Annotated in this window: 22 protein-coding genes; 6 read left to right on the forward strand and 16 right to left on the reverse strand. The window is 71.9% G+C overall.

The features are described from left to right. Positions 1-2: 2 nt before the first annotated feature. A complete protein-coding gene (locus ACQP2F_RS39335) occupies positions 3-797 on the forward strand; it encodes a zinc finger domain-containing protein (protein WP_433296802.1) in 795 nt (264 codons plus the stop codon). Here ACQP2F_RS39335 and pspM read toward each other — a convergent pair. The 6 genes from pspM to rimO all read right to left on the reverse strand — a co-directional run bounded on the left by pspM (position 794) and on the right by rimO (position 5,850). Then, positions 794-1,549 (reverse strand): phage shock envelope stress response protein PspM, encoded by a 756-nt coding sequence (gene pspM, locus ACQP2F_RS39340; RefSeq protein ID WP_433296804.1) that lies wholly within the window; start codon positions 1,547-1,549, stop codon positions 794-796. The genes ACQP2F_RS39335 and pspM overlap by 4 nt on opposite strands. Before the next feature lie 23 nt (positions 1,550-1,572). Beyond that, positions 1,573-2,427 carry a PspA/IM30 family protein gene (locus ACQP2F_RS39345; protein WP_433296806.1) on the reverse strand — a complete coding sequence of 285 codons (855 nt, stop codon included), beginning with the start codon at positions 2,425-2,427 and terminating at the stop codon, positions 1,573-1,575. Between the two features lie 266 nt (positions 2,428-2,693). After that, on the reverse strand, positions 2,694-3,092 hold the full coding sequence (locus tag ACQP2F_RS39350; RefSeq protein WP_433296808.1) for a helix-turn-helix domain-containing protein: 399 nt from the start codon (positions 3,090-3,092) through the stop codon (positions 2,694-2,696). Positions 3,093-3,249: 157 nt separating this feature from the next. Beyond that, entirely contained in the window at positions 3,250-3,765 is a 516-nt protein-coding gene (locus tag ACQP2F_RS39355; protein WP_433296810.1) for a CinA family protein, read from the reverse strand. A 10-nt stretch (positions 3,766-3,775) separates the two neighbouring features. After that, complete coding sequence (gene pgsA, locus ACQP2F_RS39360; RefSeq protein WP_433296812.1) at positions 3,776-4,348, reverse strand: CDP-diacylglycerol--glycerol-3-phosphate 3-phosphatidyltransferase; 573 nt, start codon at positions 4,346-4,348, stop codon at positions 3,776-3,778. After that, positions 4,345-5,850, reverse strand: coding sequence for a 30S ribosomal protein S12 methylthiotransferase RimO (gene rimO, locus ACQP2F_RS39365; protein WP_433296814.1), 1,506 nt, complete (start codon positions 5,848-5,850; stop codon positions 4,345-4,347). The genes pgsA and rimO overlap by 4 nt, the downstream gene beginning before the upstream one ends. 57 nt (positions 5,851-5,907) lie before the next feature. Here rimO and ACQP2F_RS39370 point away from each other — a divergent pair, with 57 nt between their 5' ends. Next, positions 5,908-7,077, forward strand: a complete 1,170-nt coding sequence (locus tag ACQP2F_RS39370) for a glycosyltransferase 87 family protein (protein ID WP_433296816.1) — start codon at positions 5,908-5,910, stop codon at positions 7,075-7,077. Here the strand turns inward: ACQP2F_RS39370 and ACQP2F_RS39375 are convergent. Next, a complete protein-coding gene (locus ACQP2F_RS39375; protein ID WP_433296818.1) occupies positions 7,025-9,541 on the reverse strand; it encodes a DNA translocase FtsK 4TM domain-containing protein in 2,517 nt (838 codons plus the stop codon). The genes ACQP2F_RS39370 and ACQP2F_RS39375 overlap by 53 nt on opposite strands. A gap of 87 nt (positions 9,542-9,628) precedes the next feature. Between ACQP2F_RS39375 and ACQP2F_RS39380 the strand changes: the two genes are divergently transcribed. Next, positions 9,629-10,030 carry a YbjN domain-containing protein gene (locus ACQP2F_RS39380; RefSeq protein ID WP_433307775.1) on the forward strand — a complete coding sequence of 134 codons (402 nt, stop codon included), beginning with the start codon at positions 9,629-9,631 and terminating at the stop codon, positions 10,028-10,030. On the opposite strand, the gene ACQP2F_RS39385 is transcribed toward ACQP2F_RS39380, so the two are convergent. The 6 genes from ACQP2F_RS39385 to ACQP2F_RS39410 form a co-directional block, all read right to left on the reverse strand. Then, positions 9,927-10,340, reverse strand: a complete 414-nt coding sequence (locus ACQP2F_RS39385; protein ID WP_433296820.1) for a DUF2784 domain-containing protein — start codon at positions 10,338-10,340, stop codon at positions 9,927-9,929. The genes ACQP2F_RS39380 and ACQP2F_RS39385 overlap by 104 nt on opposite strands. 59 nt (positions 10,341-10,399) lie before the next feature. Further along, positions 10,400-11,971: a S1 family peptidase gene (locus tag ACQP2F_RS39390; RefSeq protein WP_433296822.1), complete on the reverse strand. Its 1,572-nt coding sequence runs from the start codon at positions 11,969-11,971 to the stop codon at positions 10,400-10,402. 80 nt (positions 11,972-12,051) lie between these two features. Further along, positions 12,052-13,740 carry a ribonuclease J gene (locus tag ACQP2F_RS39395; protein ID WP_433296824.1) on the reverse strand — a complete coding sequence of 563 codons (1,689 nt, stop codon included), beginning with the start codon at positions 13,738-13,740 and terminating at the stop codon, positions 12,052-12,054. A 16-nt stretch (positions 13,741-13,756) separates the two neighbouring features. Further along, positions 13,757-14,650 carry a 4-hydroxy-tetrahydrodipicolinate synthase gene (gene dapA / locus ACQP2F_RS39400; protein ID WP_433296826.1) on the reverse strand — a complete coding sequence of 298 codons (894 nt, stop codon included), beginning with the start codon at positions 14,648-14,650 and terminating at the stop codon, positions 13,757-13,759. A gap of 25 nt (positions 14,651-14,675) precedes the next feature. Next, the gene (locus ACQP2F_RS39405; protein WP_433296828.1) at positions 14,676-15,188 is read right to left on the reverse strand and encodes a DUF2752 domain-containing protein; all 513 of its coding nucleotides are present in this window, start codon (positions 15,186-15,188) and stop codon (positions 14,676-14,678) included. A gap of 64 nt (positions 15,189-15,252) precedes the next feature. After that, a complete protein-coding gene (locus tag ACQP2F_RS39410) occupies positions 15,253-16,470 on the reverse strand; it encodes a winged helix-turn-helix domain-containing protein (RefSeq protein WP_433296831.1) in 1,218 nt (405 codons plus the stop codon). 40 nt (positions 16,471-16,510) lie between these two features. Between ACQP2F_RS39410 and ACQP2F_RS39415 the strand changes: the two genes are divergently transcribed. From ACQP2F_RS39415 to ACQP2F_RS39425, 3 genes are read left to right on the forward strand one after another with little or no spacing between them, the layout of a single operon-like run. Then, entirely contained in the window at positions 16,511-17,029 is a 519-nt protein-coding gene (locus tag ACQP2F_RS39415; protein ID WP_433296833.1) for an N-acetyltransferase family protein, read from the forward strand. A 9-nt stretch (positions 17,030-17,038) separates the two neighbouring features. Next, positions 17,039-17,623, forward strand: a complete 585-nt coding sequence (locus ACQP2F_RS39420; RefSeq protein ID WP_433296835.1) for an N-acetyltransferase family protein — start codon at positions 17,039-17,041, stop codon at positions 17,621-17,623. Beyond that, complete coding sequence (locus ACQP2F_RS39425; protein ID WP_433307777.1) at positions 17,611-18,018, forward strand: thiol-disulfide oxidoreductase DCC family protein; 408 nt, start codon at positions 17,611-17,613, stop codon at positions 18,016-18,018. The genes ACQP2F_RS39420 and ACQP2F_RS39425 overlap by 13 nt, the downstream gene beginning before the upstream one ends. A gap of 88 nt (positions 18,019-18,106) precedes the next feature. Here ACQP2F_RS39425 and ACQP2F_RS39430 read toward each other — a convergent pair whose 3' ends face one another. The 3 genes from ACQP2F_RS39430 to dapB are packed head-to-tail and all read right to left on the reverse strand — an operon-like array spanning position 18,107 to position 20,165. Beyond that, a complete protein-coding gene (locus tag ACQP2F_RS39430; protein ID WP_433307779.1) occupies positions 18,107-18,994 on the reverse strand; it encodes an MFS transporter permease in 888 nt (295 codons plus the stop codon). After that, complete coding sequence (locus tag ACQP2F_RS39435; protein WP_433296837.1) at positions 18,994-19,428, reverse strand: hypothetical protein; 435 nt, start codon at positions 19,426-19,428, stop codon at positions 18,994-18,996. The genes ACQP2F_RS39430 and ACQP2F_RS39435 overlap by 1 nt, the downstream gene beginning before the upstream one ends. 41 nt (positions 19,429-19,469) lie before the next feature. Beyond that, positions 19,470-20,165 carry a 4-hydroxy-tetrahydrodipicolinate reductase gene (dapB, locus tag ACQP2F_RS39440; protein WP_433307781.1) on the reverse strand — a complete coding sequence of 232 codons (696 nt, stop codon included), beginning with the start codon at positions 20,163-20,165 and terminating at the stop codon, positions 19,470-19,472. Between the last annotated feature and the right edge of the window lie 14 nt (positions 20,166-20,179).

Genomic DNA, 20,179 nt, shown 5'->3' on the forward strand with positions numbered 1-20,179 from the left:
ACATGCCCGAAGGAGACACCGTCTGGAACACGGCCCGGGTGCTCGAGCGCGCCCTGGTCGGGGACGTCCTGACCGGCAGCGACTTCCGGGTGCCCCGGCTGGCCACGACCGACCTGACCGGTTGGACCGTGAGCGAGTCGGCCAGCCGCGGCAAACATCTGCTCACCCGGCTCACCCGGGACGGCGACGAGCCGCTCACGCTGCACTCGCACCTGAGGATGGATGGCGCCTGGCGGGCGTACGGGCCGGGGGAAAGATGGACCGGCCGCCCGGCGCACCTGATTCGCGTGGTTCTGCGGACCGCACGGTCGGTCGCGGTCGGCTATCACCTGCATGAGCTGGCGCTGATCCCGACCGCCGAGGAGCACACGCTGGTCGGGCACCTCGGCCCCGATCTGCTCGGCGCCGACTGGGATCCGGCCGAGGCGGTGCGGCGGATCGAGGCCAAGCCCGACGCGACGATCGCCGAGGCACTGCTCGACCAGCGCAACCTCGCCGGGGTGGGCAATCTCTACAAGGCCGAGACGATGTTCCTGCGTGGACTGTGGCCGTGGACGCCGGTCTCCGAGATCAAGGATCTGAGCGGGACGGTCACGCTCGCGCAGAAGCTGGTGGCCTCGAACAAGGGACGCTGGACCCAGACCACGACCGGCTCGCTGCGGCGGGGCGAGACCAGCTACGTGTACGGGCGCCGGGCGCAGCCGTGCCGGCGATGTGGAACCGCGATCCGGAAAGCGGAACAGGACGAGCGCGTCACGTACTGGTGCCCGCGCTGCCAGCCGAAGCCGGAAACCTAGATTGACGCCGCCGGTGGGCGCTTCAACTCGGCCAGGCCCTCGGCCAGGCCGCGCAGCCGGTCGGTCGCGTCGACCAGGCTGGAGAGCGCCGGGTGCTTGCTCTCGACGAGCGGGTGCCCGTCCTCAGCTACGTAGCTGGCGGCCGCCGCGACCAGCTGCTCGTACGCCGTGACGCCCTCGGTGAACTGATCGGCGAGAGCGGCGTGCGACTCCTCGAGCCCGCCGGCGGGGCTGAGCGGGATGGCCCGCTCGACGCTGGCGACCCGCTGCCCGAGATCGCGCAGCCACCGCTCGGCCGTCGCGGCCTCGAGCAGCGACGCCTCGCCCGGGCCGGTCAGCCGGCCGGCCAGGCCGGTGAGGGTGGCCGACGCACGATCGAGCCGGTCCCACGCCTGCGCCACCGCCGAGCCGCGCAGGGCGTAGCGGGACTTCTGCCGGCGAACCTCGTTCATCACCGTGCGCCCGGCCGGGAACCGCTCGATCGCGGCGGCCAGCCGCTGGCCGGACAGGGCCGGGTCGGGCGCGGGCGGCGGCGGGAGGGCGGCCAGCGCGCGGTGGTCGCTCCAGCGCCACCAGGCGAGCGCGACCGACGAGCCGGCGGCGCCGGCCCAGATCGCGTCGGCGATGCCGATCCCCGAATACGGAGTGAGGACGGCGGTGGCCGCGACCAGGCCACCGCCCAGAACGCTCCAGCGTCGCGCCGAGTTGCGCAGCCGCCTGAGCCTCCGGAAGTACCTGGTCCGCTCGTCCACCGTCGTCCTCCCCGACTTGAAGATCAACCGGCCGCGGTGGTGTCGCCCCGCTTCTGGTTCATGCTGGCGCGGATCTCGTCGAGCCGGGCCACGCTGGCCGGGTCGGCGGCCGGCGCCTGCTCGACGGCGGGCTGCGCCGGCGCGGCGCCGAGCTTCTCCCCGGCCATGCTGGCGCGGATCTGCTCGAGCCGGGACGAGCCGGCCAGGTCGAGGCTCGACTTCTGCACCTCGAGCATGCGGCCCTCGACCGAGTTCGACGCGAGCTCGGCGCGGCCCATGGCGTTCGCGTACCGCTGCTCGATCTTGTCGCGCACCTCGTCGAGCGACGGCGTGTTGCCGGGCGCGGCCAGCGACGACATCGACTCGAGGGACTTGGCCACGGTCTCCTGCATCTTGGCCTGCTCGAGCTGGCTGAGCAGCCGGGAGCGCTCGGCGATGCGCTGCTGGAGCACCATCGCGTTGTTCTCCACCGCCTTGCGAGCCTGGCCGGCCGCGGAGAGGGCCTGGTCGTGCAGGGTCTTGAGGTCTTCCATCGACTGCTCGCCGGAGACCAGCTGGGTGGCGAGCGTCTGCGCGGTCGACTCGTACTTCTGGGCCTCGGCCTCGTTGCCGTCGGCCCGCGCCTTGTCGGCGAGGACCAGCGCCTGCCGGGCCATGCCCTGCAGCTTCTCGACCTCGGACATCTGGCGGGACAGCTTCATCTCCAGCTGCCGCTGGTTGCCGATGACCGCCGCCGCCTGCTGCACGAGCGCCTGGTGCTGCCGCTGCGCGTCCTCGATGGCCTGCTGGATCTGAACCTTCGGGTCGGCGTACTCGTCGATCTTCGCGCCGAAGAGCGCCATCATGTAACGCCAGCCCTTGACGAACGGGTTCGCCATGTCGCGGTATCCCCTCAATGTCGCTCAGTCTTCGGCGCCACCGGCGAAGCGGCGGCGGGCGCCACCAACAACGCGATGGCGTGACCACCATGGTGACAGCTCGTCGCCACCGTCGTCACGTGACCTCCGGGGGATCTCAGGGTCTCCCCCAACGGTTCGAGGCTACGCCCGAGGGCGCCTCAGGGTCGATCCCGTACCGGACATCCGATACGGCCAGGGCCGGATCGCCTCGACGGCGGTCCGGCCCTGGTGGGACTGCAAACGATCTATGCGGCGTACACCACTTCGCGCTGTGGTTTCCGGGTGGTCCGCAGAGTCGCCTTGAGCGGCGAATCCTGGCGCACGGACACGGAGACATCGCCGTCCCGCGCGACCTTGCGGACGGGCTCGTCCGTCTTACCCTCGACCGGAACCAGCACGCCCTCCATCTCCTCGGCGAGCAGCAGCGTGTCGCTGACCTCGCCCAGAACCTCGGAGAGACGTGCGCCGAGCGCATCGCAGATGGCCGCGAGAAGCTCACTCGAAGCTTCCTTCTGGCCGCGCTCGATCTCGGACAGATACCCCAGGCTGACATTCGCGGCGGTGGACACCTCGCGCAGCGTGCGGTGCTGTCCCTGCCGGCGCGCCCGAAGTGCGTCGCCGATAACCCGGCGTAGCAGGACCATGGCACCTCCTCCTGCGGCGGGCCGCCGGCACGCGCCGGAGGCTTCCCGCAACCGTACCCGTTGCCGGCGACGCCGACATCCCGCCCCGCCGAATTCCGGGACTCCCCGGCGGCGGGACCTCGGTTCAACAACCGAGATCACGACAACATTCCGCAGCTCAGGACGGCGACGACGCCTCTTGCAACGTATCTGAGAGCAGTCTCAGAACACTCGTCACACTTTCGGTGCGGATATCCGCCCGGTTACCTTCGAGTTTCAGCTCACGGACCGACGATCCGTCGACGCCGGCGACCGCTATGTAGACCAGGCCCGGCGGCTTGCCGTCCTGCGGCTCGGGACCGGCCACGCCGGTCGTCGCCACGCCCCAGTCGGCGCCGCAGCGCTCCCGGCAGCCGGCGGCCAGGGCCACCGCCACCTGCGGATCGACCGGGCCGCGCTCCTCCAGCAGAACCGTGGGCACGCCGGCCAGCGACGCCTTGAGATCGGTCGCGTAGACGACCAGGCCGCCGCGGTAGACCGAGCTCACGCCGGGGATCTCGACGATCGTGGCGGCGACCATGCCGCCGGTGAGCGACTCGGCCGTGGCCACGGTCTCACCCCGCTCGACCAGCCGGTGCACGGCCGCCGCCGCGGCCAGCCGGGCGCCTGCGAGCTTGTCGTCGTCGACGTCCACGACCCCGATCCTAGTGATCCCGGCGCAGCCGCAGAGCCTGGAACAGATAGTCGGCGCCGGTGACCACGGTCACGAGCAGGGCGGCGCCCATCAGCCACGGCCCGACCGCGTCGAGCGGGTCCGGCACCGGCCACAGGTACCAGGCGATCGCGGCGATCTGCAGGACGGTCTTGAGCTTGCCGCCCCGGCTGGCGGCGATCACGCCGTACCGGATGACCCAGAAGCGCAGGGCGGTCACGCCCCACTCCCGGGCCAGGATCACGATCGTCACCCACCAGGGCAGGCGGTCGTACGCGGAGAGCAGGATCAGCGCCGTGCCGGTCAGGGCCTTGTCCGCGATCGGGTCGGCGATCTTGCCGAACGACGTGACCAGCGACCATTTCCGGGCGATCCAGCCGTCCACGAAGTCGGTCGCCGAGGCCAGGCAGAAGACCAGGCAGGCGGCTATCCGGGGGCCGGTGCCCTCGAGCCCGGAGGCGACCACGATCGCCACGAAGACCGGTACCAGCACGATCCGCACGACCGTGAGGACGTTCGCCGGGTTGTAGAGCGATACGACCTTGGCAGCCGGCTCTTCCGTCACTTGCGTGGCACCGGCGCCGCGTCGATCATCTCGACCGGCACCGCGATCAGGTCGACGCCTTCCGTGCCGGTCACCCGGGCCCGGACCAGGTCACCGGGCTTCAGCGCGGCGAGATCGACGCCGGCGGAACCGGCGACGAGCGTCGTCGAGCCGTCGACCTCGGGCGCCTGGTGCTCGGCCCGGCCCTCGACCTCGCCGTCCTCGACCGAGTCGACCAGCACCTCCACGGTCGAGCCGAGCCGCTCCTCGGCCCGCTGGGCGCACAGCTCGTCGGCCAGGGACACCAGCCGGTCGTACCGCCGCTTGATGGTGTCCTCCCGGACCTTGCCGGTCAGCCCGGCCGCCTCGGTGCCGTCCTCGTCGCTGTAGTCAAACACGCCGATGGCGTCGAGCCGCGCGCCGGTCAGGAACCGGACCAGCTCGTCCACGTCCTGCCGGGTCTCGCCGGGGAAGCCGACGATGAAGTTGCTCCGCGCGCCGGCCGCCGGGGCCAGCGCCCGGGCCGAGCCGAGCAGTTCCAGGAACCGCTCGGTCGAGCCGAACCGCCGCATCCGCCGCAGCACCGGCTCACTGGAGTGCTGGAACGAGAGGTCGTAGTAGGCCGCGACGCCGGGGGTGGTGGCGATCACCTCGACCAGGCCGGGGCGGGTCTCGGCCGGCTGGAGGTAGCTGGCCCGCACCCGCACGATGCCCTCGACGGCGGCGAGCTGCGGCAACAGCTTCTCGAGCAGGCGGGGATCGCCGAGGTCCTTCCCGTACGAGGTGGAGTTCTCACTGACCAGCACCAGCTCCCGGACACCGGACTTGGCCAGCCACTCGGCCTCGGCCAGCAGCTCCTGGGGGTCGCGGGAGACGAACGCACCGCGGAACGCCGGGATCGCGCAGAACGAGCATCGCCGGTCGCAGCCGCTGGCCAGCTTGAGCGAGGCGACCGGGCCGGAGTCCAGCCGGCGGCGCAGCACCTGGCGCAGGTGGGCCGGGGTGTGCTCGTCGACGGTCGCGTGCCCGGGGATCACCACCTTGGCCGCCTGCCGCTGCACCGGCGTGATCGGCAGCAGCTCGCGGCGGTCGCGCGGGGTGTGCGCGTCGAAGCGCTCGCCGGCCATCACCCCGTCGAGCCGGTCGGCGATGTCGGCGTAGTCGTCGAAGCCGAGCACCGCCTGCGCCTCGGGGAGGCTGTCGGCCAGCTCGCGGCCGTAGCGCTCGGCCATGCAGCCGGCCGCCACCACCTTGGCCCCGGTGTCGGCCGCCGCCAGCAGGGTCTCGATCGAGTCCTGCTTGGCCTTCTCGACGAAGCCGCAGGTGTTCACCAGCACCACGTCGGCGCCCTCGGCATCGGTGCTGACCTCCCAGCCGCCGGCGTCGAGACGCGCGGCGAGCTCCTCGGAGTCGACCTCGTTACGGGCGCATCCGAGAGTTAGCAGCGCGACACGGCGGGGGGAAGGAGATGCTGACACTCCGCCAAGGTTACCGGGCCGCCACGGACCGCCGTTCCCCCACACGGACGGTACCGTCGCGGTTCGATCGGAACGGCCCGCCCCGGCCGTGATACTCGCAGCATGGCCAGCCCGCGCACGCCGCACCGTCACGCCGAGGCGCTGCTGGTGGTGGCACTGATCACGCTGGCGGTGGCGGCCCGCGTGGCCGGGTGGCGCTGGCGGACGCCGGACATGGACATCTTCCTGGCCTGGAGCCGGCAGCTGCGGCACGTCGAGGGCGGCCGGCAGATCGGGGCCGAGGTCGGCAACTACAACGCGCCGTTCGTCTATCTGCTTGTGGTGCTCACGCATCTGCCCGGGCCGTTGATGATCAAACTCAAGGCCACGTTCGTCCTGTTCGACGTCGTGCTCGCCTTCTTCGCGTACCGGATCGTGGGTCTGCGGTTCGCCGGTTTTCGCCGGCCGATGGCGGCCGCGCTGGTGGTGGTGCTCCTGCCGACGGTGGTGATCAACGCGTCGCTGTGGGGCCAGATGGACGCGATGTGGGCCGCCTTCGCCGTCGGCGCGGTCTATTTCCTACGGCTCGAGCGGCATGGGCCGGCGGTCGCGATGTGCGCGGTGTCGCTCGCGGTCAAACCCCAGGGGATCTTCCTCTTTCCGCTGCTGTTGCTGCTCGCGCTGGCCGGGCGCTTGCGATGGCGTACGGTGCTGACGGCGCCCGCCGTGCTGCTGGCGCTCGACCTGCCCGCGTTGATCGCCGGCCGCGACCCGGTCGAGCTGTTCACCATCTACGGCCTCGATCGGCAGGGCTCGCACGTGGCCACGCTGACGGTCAACGCGCCCAGCGTCTACGCCTTCATCGCGGGCGCCCCCAACGCCGGGCCGCTCCGGATTCTCGGCTATCTCTTCGCCGCGACGGCGATCCTCCTGCTCAGCTACATCCTGATATTTCGGGAAATAGAGGTGCTGTCGGCCGCCACGCTGTTCGCGCTGCTGGTCCCCTTCACGCTCCCCGGGATGCACGAGCGCTACTTCTTCCTGGCCGACGTGCTGACCGTGATCCTGGCCTTCCACCACCGGCGGCTCTGGCCGGTGCCGTTGCTGGTCCAGGCGGCGTCGCTGCTCTCGTACGAGCGCTATCTGCTGGGCGCCCCGGCCGTGCCGCTCGTGGTCCCGGCCACTCTGATGGCCGCCGCGCTGGTGATGGTCGCCCGCCACACCGCGGCGACCGCGACGGTCAGCCGTCCGTCCGCAGCTCGGCCAGCGCCTCTTCCAGCCCGTCCGGTTTGACCAGCACGTCGCGCGCCTTGCTGCCCTCGGACGGCCCGACGATCCCGCGGGTCTCCATCAGGTCCATCAGGCGGCCCGCCTTGGCGAAGCCGACCCGCAGCTTGCGCTGCAGCATCGAGGTCGACCCGAACTGGCTCGAGACGACCAGCTCGATCGCCTGCAGCAGCAGCTCGAGGTCGTCGCCGATCTCCTCGTCGATCTGCTTCTTCTTGCTCGGCGGCGCGTCGGTGACGCCCTCGCGGAACTCGGGCTCGCGCTGGTCCTTGCAGAACTTGACGACCGCCGCGATCTCTTTCTCGTCGACCCACGCGCCCTGGATGCGGGTCGGCTTGGAGGCGCCCATCGGCAGGAAGAGCCCGTCGCCCCGGCCGAGCAGCTTCTCGGCGCCGGGCTGGTCGAGGATGACCCGCGAGTCGGCCAGCGAGCTGGTCGCGAAGGCCAGGCGGGAGGGCACGTTGGCCTTGATCAGGCCGGTCACCACGTCGACCGACGGGCGCTGGGTGGCCAGCACGAGGTGGATGCCGGCGGCCCGGGCGAGCTGGGTGATCCGGACGACCGAGTCCTCGACGTCGCGCGGGGCGACCATCATGAGATCCGCGAGCTCGTCGACGATCACCAGCAGATAGGGGTACGGCTTGAGCTCGCGCTCGCTGCCCGGCGGCGCCGTGATCTCGCCGTTGCGCACCTTGCGGTTGAAGTCGTCGATGTGGCGCACGCCGTTGGCCGCGAGGTCGTCGTAGCGCATGTCCATCTCGCCGACGACCCACTCGAGCGCGTCCGCCGCCTTCTTCGGGTTGGTGACGATCGGCGTGACCAGGTGCGGGATGCCCTCGTACGCGGTCATCTCGACCCGCTTGGGGTCGACCAGCAGCAGCCGCACCTCGTCCGGCGTGGCCCGGGTCAGCAGCGACACCAGCAGCGAGTTGAGGCAGGAGCTCTTGCCCGCGCCGGTGGCGCCCGCGATCAGGATGTGCGGCATCTTGGCCAGGTTGGCGACCACGAAGCCGCCCTCGATGTCCTTGCCCAGGGCGACGAGCATCGGGTGGTGGTCGCTGGTGGCGGCCCGCGAGCGCAGCACGTCGCCGAGCGAGACCATCTCCGGGTCGGTGTTCGGGATCTCGACGCCGACCGCGCTCTTGCCCGGGATCGGGCTGAGGATGCGCACGTCGGCGGACTTCACCGCGTACGCGATGTTGCGGGAGAGCTGAGTGATCCGCTCGACCTTGACGCCCGGGCCGACCTCGACCTCGTAGCGGGTGACGGTCGGGCCGCGGGTGAAGCCGGTGACCACCGCGTCGACGTTGAACTGGTCGAAGACGCCGGCCAGCGCCGCCATCACCTCGTCGTTGGCCTTGCTGCGGGCCTTGGCCGGGGCGCCGGTGGCCAGCAGCGACGGCGGCGGCAGGTGGTAGTCGCCCTCGAGCGCGGTGATCTCCAGCTGCTCGGCCCGGGTCGGCAGCGGCTGGCTGTGCTCGGGAGGGGTCGGCTTCTTGCGGCTCTTGGGGATCGGCACGACGTCGTGGACGATCTCGTCGTCCTTGCCGTCCTCCTCGTCCGGCGCGGCGAGCCCGATGTCGGCGAGCGAGCCCTGGCGGCGACGAGCCGGCCGGCGGGTCGCGACCGGCTCCTCGTCGTCGTGGTCGAGGTCGAGATCGATATCGGGCTCGGGCAGCGGCGCGCGGTCGGTGGAGCGGCCGGTGAGCACGTCGATCAGCAGCAGCACCCGCTCCGGGATCTTGTTGATCGGGGTCGCCGTGATCACCAGCAGGCCGAAGACGAAGAGCAGGACCAGCAGCGGCACCGCCACCCAGGCGGTCACCGCGCGTTCCAGGAGCGCGCCGACGCCGTACCCGAGCAGGCCGCCGGCCTTGTCCATGGAGAGATCGTCGGCCGGCTGCTGGGCGATGTGCAGCAGGGCCGCGACGGCCACGATGATCGCCGTCCAGCCGACCACGCTGCGGCCGCGGTGCTCGGGGTCGGCGGGCCGGCGCATCAGCCGCACCGCGCCGTAGAGCAGCAGCAGCGGCAGCAGGACGGCGAGCCCGCCGAAGAACAGGCGCACCGCGTCGGCCAGCCACTTGCCGACCGGGCCCGCGCTGCCGGCCCAGACCGCCACCCCGATCAGGATGGCCAGGCCCAGCATCAGCAGGCCGGCGCCGTCGCGGCGGTGCTCGGGATCGATCTCCTTGGCGGTGGCGGCCTGGCGGCCCACGCCGCGGGCGACCCAGCCGACGCTGTGCGCGACGCCCATCCAGAGGGCGCCGATGCCGCGGCCCACCCCGGTGGCGACGGCCGAGCCCATCGAGGGCCGGGCGCGGCTCGCCGACGTGCGCCGCCGCGGGGCCGGCGCCGCCTTGCGGGGCGCCGGCTTGCGGGCACGGCTCGCCGCCGCGCCACGTGTGGTCGTGGCCCGGCCGCGGCTCGCCTGCGACTTTGTCGCCTTCGCCGGAGTTCGCCCCGCCATGGACTACACCGTAGCGTCGATGTGCTCGGCGAACGTGAAGGCGCACCGCGGCCTACCATTGATCGAGTGCAGCAACTGACCCACGAAATGATCAAATCGGTGCTCGACGAGCGGGGCTACGCGTACGCGGTCGACGAGGACGGCGACGTCGCCGGGAACTTCCAGGGCAACCTGGTCTACTTCTTCCAGATCGGCGAGCAGGGCGAGATGCTCCAGGTCCGCACGCTGGTCCAGCACATCTTCGGCATGGACGACGTGAGCCGGCTCTACGAGTTCTGCAACGGCTGGAACCACGACCGGCTCTGGCCCAAGGCGTACGTGCACGTCCAGGACGACGGGGTGGTGCACATCGTCGGCGACGTGATCACCGACTGGGAGAAGGGCGTCACTTTCGAGCAGCTCGATCAGGCGATGGTCTCCGGGATGGCGACGGGCTGCCAGCTCGCCGACGCCGTCGCCGTACTACGAGAAGACCGGCCCACGAGCTGAGCACAAGCAGGGCCGCGACCGCCTGCGCGACCCGCTCGTGGCCGACCGGGTAGAAGACGCCGGCCACGTGGTTGGCGAGGAAGCCGCCCTCGTGCGCCGGCAGCCCGGCCCGGGCCCGGGCCCGATCCTCGACCCAGGTGAGCGGGCAGAGCAGGTTCGCGGCCACCACGAGCACCAGCCAGATCGCGGCGGCCAGCTGGAACCAGAAGATCCGGGGCCACCGCCACGCGGCGAAGCCGCCGAGCAACCCCAGGGCCAGGAACGCGAAGTGCAGGCCCACGGCGGTGTACGCGACGGCTTCGTAGAACACAGGTCAACGGTAGAGCGGGGCGGCACCCTCGGCAGGTGAGGTGCGCCCCGCCCGGCCGTTTACGGGACCGCGATCCCGAGGGTGTACGCGCCGGTGCCGGAGGTGGCCCGGACGACGTACCGGTAGGTGCCCGCGCGCAGGTTCGCGCTCAGGGTCTTGTCACCGTCCCCGGTCGCCTTGGCCACGGTGCGGAAGCCGCCGGCGGTCAGGCGCTGCAGGAACAGGTCGAAGTCGGCGCCGTCGGGGGCGTCGAGGCAGGCGCTCTGCCGGCCGGCGTTGGCCCGGAAGGCGCCGTTGCCCGGGGTCGCCTGCGCGGCGCCGGCCTGGTTGATCGCGCCCTGCCGCTGTACCGGCAGCTGCGTGCAGTCGCTTGCCGGCTGGGCCGGCTCCTCGCTGGGCGGGGTGGTGGCCTCGCCGCCGCCGTTGCCCGCGTCACCGTTGCCGGCACCACCGTCGGCGGCGCCGCCCGACGTCACCAGCTTCAGGTTGTTGGCGGCCAGGATCTCGTTGACCGGCTGGAAGAACGTCTCGCCGCCGACCTTGCAGTCGCCGGAGCCGCCGGAGGTGACACCCTGCGCCTGGTCGCCGGAGAGCCACGGGCCGCCGGAGTCGCCACCCTCGGCGCAGACGTTGGTACGGGTCAGGCCGGTGACCGCGCCCTCCGGGTACACGACGGTCTGGTTCTTGGCCAGGATCGTGCCGCAGTGGGTGCCGGTCGTCGAGCCGGAGCGGCAGATCGCCGCGCCCACCGGCGCCTCGGTGCTGCCCGCCACCGGGAGCTCGTTGCCCTGGAAGTCGTTGACCACCGGGCGCGGGGTCCAGTTGCCGTTGACCGCGACGAAGCCCATGTCGGCGTCGCCGGGGAAGACCGAGGCCTTCACCGTGCCCTGGGCCTGCTGGTTGAAGCCGGCCGTCTGGTCGCCGGGCGTGCCGCAGTGGCCGGCGGTAACGAAGCCGCCCTCGACCGAGAAGCCGATCGAGCAGCGGGCGGTGCCACCCTCGACCGAGATGAAGTACGGGTCGGCGCCGCGCACGTCGAACAGCGGCTTCGGCGAGTCGGCGCTGGTCACGACCTTCACCGCGTCGGCCTTGACGCCGGCCTCGGAGGCCAGGCTCCGGGCCGCCGCGGTCCTGCCCGGCTTCGCCACGACGACCAGTTTGTTGGTCTGCACGTCGACGTACCAGCCGGTCACGCCGGCGGCGTCGGACCGTACGGCGTCGAGCTTCTCCTTGGCCGCGACCAGGGTCTGCTCGCTGCGCTTGACCAGCACCGGCACCGCGCCGGCGGCGCGTACCGCGTCCTCGGCGGCGGGATCGGTGATCGCGACCTTCAGCGTCGTGCCGTCGGGCGCCAGCCAGGCGCCGCCGAAGTCGGCGCCGGTCCGGGCCGACAGGGTGGACGAGACCCTGCTCGCCCACCGGGCACGTTGGAGGCGGGCCGCCGCCTGATCGCCGTCCAGCCCGAGGTCACGCTGCATGGCCGCGAGAATCTGCGGTGCCACACCGGACCTGGTGGAGGCCTTCTTGCCGGCCGACGACGTGGTGCCGGCCATCGACGGCAAGGTGAAGGCCACCGCCGCCCCGGCCGCCGCCACGACCGCCGCCGCCACGGCGATCCGTCTGCGCTGCATCTTCCGAACTCCCCTCGCCACGGGTGCCGTGGGGGCGGCACCGTGACCAGAGGTACGGGCGGGACGGCCCGTCGGATCAATCAGACTTCGACGACCGTCGGCACAATCATCGGCCGCCGTCGATACGCGTCGTTGACCCAGCGGCCGACCGTACGGCGTACCACCTGCTGAAGCTGGTGGGTGTCGGTGATGCCGTCCTCGGCCGAGCGGTGCAGGGCCGCGGTGAGCAGCGGGATGACCGGGCTGAACGCCTCCGGGTCCTCGGAGAATCCCTTGGCCGAGATGTTGGGCTCGCCGACCACCTTGCCGGTCACCGAGTCGATCACCACGGTGGCCGAGATGAAGCCGCCGTCGCCGAGGATGCGCCGCTCGGTCAGCAGGGACTCGCTGACGTCGCCGACCGCGAGGCCGTCCACGTAGACGTACCGGTTCTCGACCCGCCCGACGTGCCGGGCGTGCCCCTCGACCAGGTCGACGACGTCGCCGTCCTCGCACAGCACCACCCGGTCGGGCGCCACGCCGGACTCCACCCCGAGCTGGGCGTGGGCCCGCAGGTGGCGCCACTCGCCGTGCACCGGCATGAGGTTGCTCGGCCGCACCACGTTGAGCAGGTAGAGCAGCTCGCCGGCCGGGGCGTGCCCGGAGACGTGCACCTTGGCCGTCTCCTTGTGGATCACGGTGGCACCGGCCCGGGACAGCTGGTTGATCACCCGGTAGACCGAGGTCTCGTTGCCCGGCACCAGCGAGCTGGCCAGCACCACGGTGTCTCCGGGGGCGATCGTGATGTGCCGGTGGTCGCCGGTGGACATCCGGCCCAGCGCGCTCATCGGCTCGCCCTGCGACCCGGTCGACATGAAGACGATCTCGTCGCCCGGCAGGTTCGTCGCCTCGTCCAGGCTGACCAGCAGACCTTCCGGGATGTGCAGGAGGCCCAGGTCGCGGGCGATGCCCATGTTGCGGACCATCGAGCGGCCGATCAGGGCGACCTTGCGGTCGTACTCCCAGGCCGCGTCCATCACCTGCTGCACCCGGTGCACGTGCGAGGCGAAGCTGGCCACGATGATGCGGCCGCGGGCCTTGCCGAAGATCGAGCTGAGCACCGGGCCGATGTCGCGCTCGGGCGCCACGAAGCCGGGCACCTCGGCGTTCGTCGAGTCGGACAGCAGCAGGTCGACGCCCTCGGCCCCGAGCCGGGCGAAGCCGGCCAGGTCGGTGATGCGCCCGTCCAGCGGCACCTGGTCCATCTTGAAGTCGCCGGTGTGCAGGACGAGCCCGGCCGGCGTGCGCACGGCGACCGCCAGCGCGTCGGGGATGGAGTGGTTGACCGCGAAGAACTCGCACTCGAACGGCCCGAGCCGCTCGGTCTGGCCCTCGCGGACGGTCAGCGTGTACGGGTCCAGGCGGCGCTCGGCGAGCTTGGCCTCGACCAGCGCCAGCGTGAACTCCGAGCCGACCAGCGGTATGTCCGGCTTGTGGGCCAGCAGGTAGGGCACGGCGCCGATGTGGTCCTCGTGGCCGTGCGTGAGCACGATCGCCTGGATGTCGTCCAGGCGGCCGAGAATCGGGGTGAAGTCGGGCAGGATCAGGTCGACTCCGGGCTGCTCGACGTCGGGGAAGAGGACCCCGCAGTCGATGACGAGCAGCTTGCCGTCGAACTCGAGCACGGTCATGTTGCGGCCGATGGCTCCGAGCCCGCCGAGCGGGATGACGCGCAGGGCGCCCTCCGGCAGTGGCGGCGGCGGATCCAGCTCCACGTGAGCTTGACTCATTCGCGTCTTTCTTTTATCAGAGGACGATGCCGGCCTGGGCCGCGTCCTCGCGCAACTGGTTCAGTTCCTCGTCGCCGGCGTCGACCAGCGGCGACCGGACCGGCCCGGCGGGCAGTCCCTTGGCGCGCAGGCCGGCCTTCACCAGCATGGTGCCCGGCGAGCGGAAGATGCCGGTGAACAGCGGCAACGCTTTCCGGTGCAGATTCAGCGCGGCGGTGACGTCGCCGCGCTCGTACGCCTCGATCATGTCCTTGGCGATCGGGCCGGTGAAGTGGGTCGAGGTGCCGACCAGGCCGACGCCGCCGACCGCGAGCAGCGGCAGGGTGGCCGCGTCGTCGCCGGAGTAATACGCCAGGCCGGTGCGGCTGGTGACCCAGGAGGACGCGGTGAAGTCACCCTTGGCGTCCTTGACCGCGACGATCCGCGGGTGCTCGGCGATGGCACACATGGTCTCGGTGGCGATCGCCGTGCCGGCCCGGTGCGGGATGTCGTAGACCATGATCGGCAACCCGATCGCGTCGGCGACGGCCCGGAAGTGCCGGGCGACGCCGGCCTGCGGGGGCTTGTTGTAATACGGCGTCACGACCAGCACGCCGTGCGCTCCCGCCTTCTCGGCGGCGTGGGCGAGCTCGACCGTGTGGGCCGTGTTGTTGGTGCCGACGCCGGCGACGATCCGCGCCCGGTCGCCGACCGCCTCGATGACGGCGCGGAGCAGGGTCTCCTTTTCCGCGTCGGTCGTGGTCGGCGACTCGCCGGTGGTGCCGCTGACGACGAGCGCGTCGTTGCGCTGCTCGTCGACGAGATAGGTGGCCAGTTTCGCCGCGCCCTCGACGTCGAGGGAGCCGTCCGGGGCGAACGGGGTGACCATGGCGGTCAGCAGCCGTCCGAAGGGTCGCGGGTCGTGCGTCATACCGACAACCTATCGGACGCGCCGCTCAGACGTAGAAAGCGGTGAACGGCGCCCAGGGCAGGTTACGCAGCACGCTCCACACGCCCCAGACCGCCACGAATGCGATCATGGCGCCCGGACCGACTTTGAGCTGCGGCAGCTTCCAGTTGAACAGCCGCTGCCCGGCCCAGGCCACGTACATGTACAGCAGGAACGGGACCGCGAACGTGAAGATCGCATGGTGCCGGGCCGCGGCCGGGATGTCACCATGCAGCAGGTACCACGCGGCGCGCGTGCCGCCGCACCCCGGGCAGACGAAGCCGGTCGTGTACTTCAGCAGACAGGTCGGCGCGTCCCCGGCGCCGGCATCGGCCGGATGAGTGGCCAGCGTGTAGGCGACCCCGCCGGACATGCACGCCAGCATCGCCACCGGCGCGGCCCAGATCGGCGACTTGCTCCAGACGCGCTGCACGAACCGGGTGACCACGTCCTGCTTGGGCGGCACATACCACCCCGGCGGGAGCGCCGGACCCTGGATCGGCTCGTCAGCCAGCGTCATGGCCGCCACGGTACACCCGCCGGTCCCCCGCACCCCGCCGCCGCGGCCGGGCTCACCACGGCCGTCACGGCACGGCGCCCAGGGCGCTCGACAGCGGCTCGGCGAAGTCGCCGCGCTCGGGCAGCTCGACCGTGTGCAGACCCAGCCAGCCCGCCAGCCGGTGCAGCTCGATGGCCAGCGCCGCGGCCGTCTCCTCCTCGTCGGCGGCCGGCTCGAGCCAGGCGGCCGGAATGCGCAGCACGCCGGCTTTGCGATCGGCCTTGAGGTCGACCCGGGCCACGAACCGGTCGCCGAGCAGGAACGGCAGCACGTAATAGCCGTAGAGCCGCTGCGGCGCCGGCACGTAGATCTCGATCCGGTAGGAGAGGTCGAACAGCCGCTCGGTGCGCCCCCGCTCCCAGATCAGCGGGTCGAACGGGCTGACCAGCGTGGCCGCCCGCACCCACCGCGGTATGCGCGCCTCGCGATGCAGGTACGCCGGATGTTTCCAGCCCTTGACCGTGACCGGCCGCAGCACCTGGTCGTCGACCAGCTCGTTGACCGCCTGCTTGAAGCCCTCGACCGGCAGCCGGAAGTAGTCGCGGAGCTCGGGCTCGGCCGCCACCCCCAGCGCCCGGGCGGCCAGCTCGACCAGCGCCCGGACCGCATCCTGGTAGGCGGGGGTCGGCGCGTTCAGCACCGCCGACGGCAGCACCCGCTCGGGCAGGTCGTAGCGCCGGGCGAACGACGAGGTGCGCTCGGCCGCCGTCACCTGGCCGGTGAAGAACAGCCACTCGAGGGCCTGCTTCACGACCGACCAGTTCCACCCCCAGTGGTCCTTGCTGCGGGGCGCGTCGTGCTCGATCTCGGCGGCCGTGATCGGCCCCCGGCCGCGCACCTCGTCGAGCACCCAGCGGACCAGGTCGGGCTGCTCGCGCACGACGCGCACCATGCTGCCCCAGGCGAAATCCTCGGCCCGGGCCATCCGCCACCGGAACAGCGGCTGCAGGTCGGTGGTGATCAGCGACGCCTCGTGGCCCCAGAACTCGAACAGCTCGCGGGGCTTGCGGTAGGCGGCGCGCTCGAGCAGCTCGGTCGGATAGGGCCCGAGACGGCTGTAGAGCGGCATGAAGTGGGCGCGCTGCAACACGTTCACCGAATCCATCTGGATCAGGTGCAGCCGGCGCAGCACGCGGCGCAGATGGCGCATGTCGGTGGCGCCCCCGGGCCGGGGGTCGAGGAAGCCCTGGGCCGCGAGCGCGATGCGCCGGGCCTGGGCGACGGAGAGCGATTCGGGTGCCATCGATCTGCACGCTAGAGCAGGGGTACGACAAAATCGCGCCATGACCCACATCCGCCCGATCACCGACGCCGACATCGACGAGGTCGCCGCCCTGCACGTGCGGGCGTGGCGGGTGGGATACGCCGGAATCATGCCGGCCGAGCACCTGGAGGGGCTCGATCCGGCCCGCCGCGCCGAGGCGATGCGCACCCGGCCGCCGATCCCCGGCTCGAGGACGCTGGTGGCCGTCAACGAGAGCCATATCTCCGGATTTGTCAGGTTCGGCCCCTACCGCCGGGAGGAGGGCGGGATCGACGAGTCGACCGGCGAGCTCTACGCGATCTATGTGGACCCGGGCGACTGGGGCCACGGCACCGGCCGCGACCTGCTCGCCGCCGCCCGGCAGGGACTCACCGAGGCCGGCTTTCCCGACATGCGCCTGTGGGTGCTCACCGAGAACCACGGCGCACGCCGCTTCTACGAGCAGATGGGCCTCGCTCCCGACGGCGCCACCCAGACGTACACCCCGCCCGGCGCCACCGCCGAGCTACCCGAGATGCGCTACGCGGTGGCTCTGTAGGCTCGCGGCATGGCTCTCGGCTTCGTCCGCCCCGCGCGTCCCGAGGACGCCGCCCACATCGCCCGCATCCAGCTCTCCACCTGGCGCACGGCATATCGGCGGATGTTTCCCGCACACGTCCTGGCCGGGCTCGACGAGGCCTACCTGACCCGGGGCTGGAGCGAGGCGATCGAGTCCCCGCCGTCGGCCAGGCACCGCGTGCTGATCGCCGTCGAGCAGGGTGAGTCGCCGTCCGCGCCGTCGGCCGAGGTGGTCGGCTTCGCCGCCGCCGGGCCCGCCGACGAGCAGGCGCTGGCCCCCGAGGAGCCGCCGCTGCCGGCCGGGTACGCCGCCGTCACCGACCTGCTGGTCGAGCCCCGCTGGGGCCGCCGGGGCCACGGCAGCCGCCTGCTCTCGGCCGCCGTCGACCTGTGGCGCGAGGACGGCCTCACCCACGCCGTCGCCTGGGCGTTCGAGCAGGACAAGGCCACTCGCAAGTTCCTGACCTCGGCCGGCTGGGAGCCCGACGGCGCCGGCCGCGCGCTGGACGTCGACGACATGCTCGTCCCCCAGCTCCGCCTGCACGTGGACCTGAGCGGAGAATCAGCGGAGTGACACCCACCTTCGTCTACGACGGCGACTGCGCCTTCTGCACCACCTGTGCCGACTTCATCGAGCGCCGCATCCCCACCCGGGCCCGCATCGTCCCGTGGCAGTTCGCCGATCTCGACGCCCTGGGCCTGACCACGGCGCAGTGCGAGGAGGCCGTCCAGTGGGTGGACGACGAGAGCCGAGCCGCCGGCCCCGACGCGATCGCCCTCCTGCTGCGGGACGCCGGCCGCTTCTGGCAGGTCGCGGGCGGCGCGCTCGAGCTCGGCCCGGTCCGCCTCGCCGCGTGGCCGGTCTACCGCTGGATCGCCGGCCACCGTCACCTGCTCCCGGGCGGGACGGCCGCCTGCTCGCTGCCGCAGGCCCAGCGCGACCTGCTGTACGGCCAAGAAGCCTCCTAGCCGCAGCTCTGCTCGCCCATACGCGCCCCCGGGCCACGACCGCTCGCGCGTATCGGTAAGCAGAGCGAAGGGCGGACGCAGGACCGCGTCACGCCGCCGGCGAAGGCCCGGTGGGCGCGGGAGCCGGCGACGGCGGCGACGGCGGCGGGGCCGGGGCTCGGCCCAGCCGGCGGCGGGCCCACTCGATCGGGCGGACCTTCTCCAGGGCCAGGAAGCTGGTCATCGCGACCAAGTGCGGCGCGAAGGAGATGGTGATGGTCGCGAACGTCATCAGGTGGAACGAGTAGAAGAAGGCGACCGCCGCCCACCGCCACCGCTGCGGGACGACGAAGATCAGGGGACTGAGCAGCTCGAACGCGATGATGCCGAACTGCGCGACGATCAGCAGGCCGGGCACGACGGCGATCTGGTCGGCCAGCCACGTACCGCGGCGGATGATCGCCTGGGCCAGGACCGCGCTCAGCGGCCAGTCGGCGCCGCCGAAGCGGAGCTTGGCCCACGCGGCCAGGAAGTAGGTGCAGACCACGGCTATCTGGGTGACCCGCAACGCCCAGCCGCCGGCCGAGGTGAGCGTCTTGTCGCCGAAGCGGCAACGACCGACGGTCGGCAGGACGGCCAGGGCGACGAGGAACCCGACCCGGTCGTGGTCGACCTTGCCGTAGCTCATCGCGATGATCATCCACTCGAAGTACAGGACGAAGACGGCCCAGCCCAGCAGCCGCGGCGCGCGACCGGTGGCGGCCGCCAGCGACAGTACGATCAGCGCCCAGAAGACCGCGTGCACGATCAGCGGGGTCGGCGTCGGCAGGTGCAGCAGGCGGCCCACCAGCAGCGGCTGGTAGAGGGAGCCCGGCGTGTTCGCGTGCGACCGGACCCAGGGCGTGAAGACCACCAGGTCGAGGGCGGCGAAGAGGTAAACGACCGTGCGGAAGGCGGCGATCCGGCCGCGGGGCACGGGGGCGAAGAGCCAGCGCATCACCGCGTCCACTGGGCGATCACCTCGTCCCGGTACTTTCCGGTCGGCCGGGCGTGCTCGATGCCGTGCCACCGCACCACGACCCGCACCGACGTGAGGGGGGCGGCGCCGGGTGAGTGCGCGGCGTACGCGGCGGCCACCGACTCGAGACGGGCCGGCTTCTCGACGTACGCCTGCTGCTGTCCCTCGATCTCCGCCCGCCGGATGCCGCTGTTCCCCTCGGTGATCTGCACCGTCCTTCCGGAGATGTCGGTGCCCTCGACCCGGGTGTCCTTGGCGTCCCCGTTCGGGTCCGGCGCCGTGGAGTACATCCGGAACGGACCGAACGGGAAGTCGTCGTCGACGCCGAAGAGGGTGCCGCCGAGCAGCAGCACCCCGCAGATCACCGTGGCCGCGACCCGGACGAGGCGGCCGCGGGGAGAGAGGTCGTTCATCGCCCGACAAAATACCGCCCGCCGCAAAGCGGGCGCCAAGCTCAGTCGAGCAGCGGGTCGAGGCCGATGGTCAGGCCCGGGCGCCGCAACACGTTCCGTACGGCGAGCAGCACCCCCGGCATGAACGACACCCGGTCGAGCGAGTCGTGCCGGATCGTCAGTGTCTCGCCCGCGCTGCCGAACAGGACCTCCTGGTGCGCCACCAGGCCGGCCGCCCGCACCGAGTGCACGCGCACGCCGTCGACCAGGGCTCCGCGCGCGCCGTCCCGCTCCTCCTTGGTCGCGTCGGGCATCGGCGGCGAGCCGGCCACGGCGCGCGCCTCGGCGATCAGCTTGGCCGTGTGCGTCGACGTGCCGCTCGGGGCGTCCAGCTTGCGGGGGTGGTGCTGCTCGATGATCTCGACCGACTCGAAGTACTTCGCCGCGCGGGCCGCGAACTGCATCATCAGGATCGCGCCGAGACCGAAGTTCGGCGCGATCAGCACGCCCACCCCGGGCCGGTCGCTCAGCAGGCCCCGGACGCGGTCCAGCTTCTCCTCGGTGAACCCGGACGTGCCGACCACGATGCTGATGCCCTGACCGACCGCCCACTCGATGTTGTCCATCACCGCGTCGGGGTTGGTGAAGTCCACGAAGACCTGGGCGCCGCCGTCGAGCAGCACGTCGCCCTGGTCGATCATCGCGACCAGCTCGAGATCGTCGGCGGCGTCGACCGCCTTGCACACCTCGAGACCCATGCGGCCCCGGGCAC

This window comes from Actinoplanes sp. CA-030573, assembly GCF_050951115.1.
Taxonomy (GTDB): Bacteria; Actinomycetota; Actinomycetes; order Mycobacteriales; family Micromonosporaceae; genus Actinoplanes.

Coding starts and splice junctions, on each gene's coding strand:
- ACQP2F_RS39335 (WP_433296802.1), top strand. CDS start 3: ATGCCCGAAGGAGACACCGTCTGGAACACGGCCCGGGTGCTCGAGCGC.
- ACQP2F_RS39345 (WP_433296806.1), bottom strand. CDS start 2,427: ATGGCGAACCCGTTCGTCAAGGGCTGGCGTTACATGATGGCGCTCTTC.
- ACQP2F_RS39350 (WP_433296808.1), bottom strand. CDS start 3,092: ATGGTCCTGCTACGCCGGGTTATCGGCGACGCACTTCGGGCGCGCCGG.
- ACQP2F_RS39370 (WP_433296816.1), top strand. CDS start 5,908: ATGGCCAGCCCGCGCACGCCGCACCGTCACGCCGAGGCGCTGCTGGTG.
- ACQP2F_RS39375 (WP_433296818.1), bottom strand. CDS start 9,541: ATGGCGGGGCGAACTCCGGCGAAGGCGACAAAGTCGCAGGCGAGCCGC.
- ACQP2F_RS39380 (WP_433307775.1), top strand. CDS start 9,629: ATGATCAAATCGGTGCTCGACGAGCGGGGCTACGCGTACGCGGTCGAC.
- ACQP2F_RS39390 (WP_433296822.1), bottom strand. CDS start 11,971: ATGCAGCGCAGACGGATCGCCGTGGCGGCGGCGGTCGTGGCGGCGGCC.
- ACQP2F_RS39395 (WP_433296824.1), bottom strand. CDS start 13,740: ATGAGTCAAGCTCACGTGGAGCTGGATCCGCCGCCGCCACTGCCGGAG.
- dapA (WP_433296826.1), bottom strand. CDS start 14,650: ATGACGCACGACCCGCGACCCTTCGGACGGCTGCTGACCGCCATGGTC.
- ACQP2F_RS39405 (WP_433296828.1), bottom strand. CDS start 15,188: ATGACGCTGGCTGACGAGCCGATCCAGGGTCCGGCGCTCCCGCCGGGG.
- ACQP2F_RS39410 (WP_433296831.1), bottom strand. CDS start 16,470: ATGGCACCCGAATCGCTCTCCGTCGCCCAGGCCCGGCGCATCGCGCTC.
- ACQP2F_RS39415 (WP_433296833.1), top strand. CDS start 16,511: ATGACCCACATCCGCCCGATCACCGACGCCGACATCGACGAGGTCGCC.
- ACQP2F_RS39420 (WP_433296835.1), top strand. CDS start 17,039: ATGGCTCTCGGCTTCGTCCGCCCCGCGCGTCCCGAGGACGCCGCCCAC.
- ACQP2F_RS39430 (WP_433307779.1), bottom strand. CDS start 18,994: ATGCGCTGGCTCTTCGCCCCCGTGCCCCGCGGCCGGATCGCCGCCTTC.
- ACQP2F_RS39435 (WP_433296837.1), bottom strand. CDS start 19,428: ATGAACGACCTCTCTCCCCGCGGCCGCCTCGTCCGGGTCGCGGCCACG.
- dapB (WP_433307781.1), bottom strand. CDS start 20,165: ATGGGTCTCGAGGTGTGCAAGGCGGTCGACGCCGCCGACGATCTCGAG.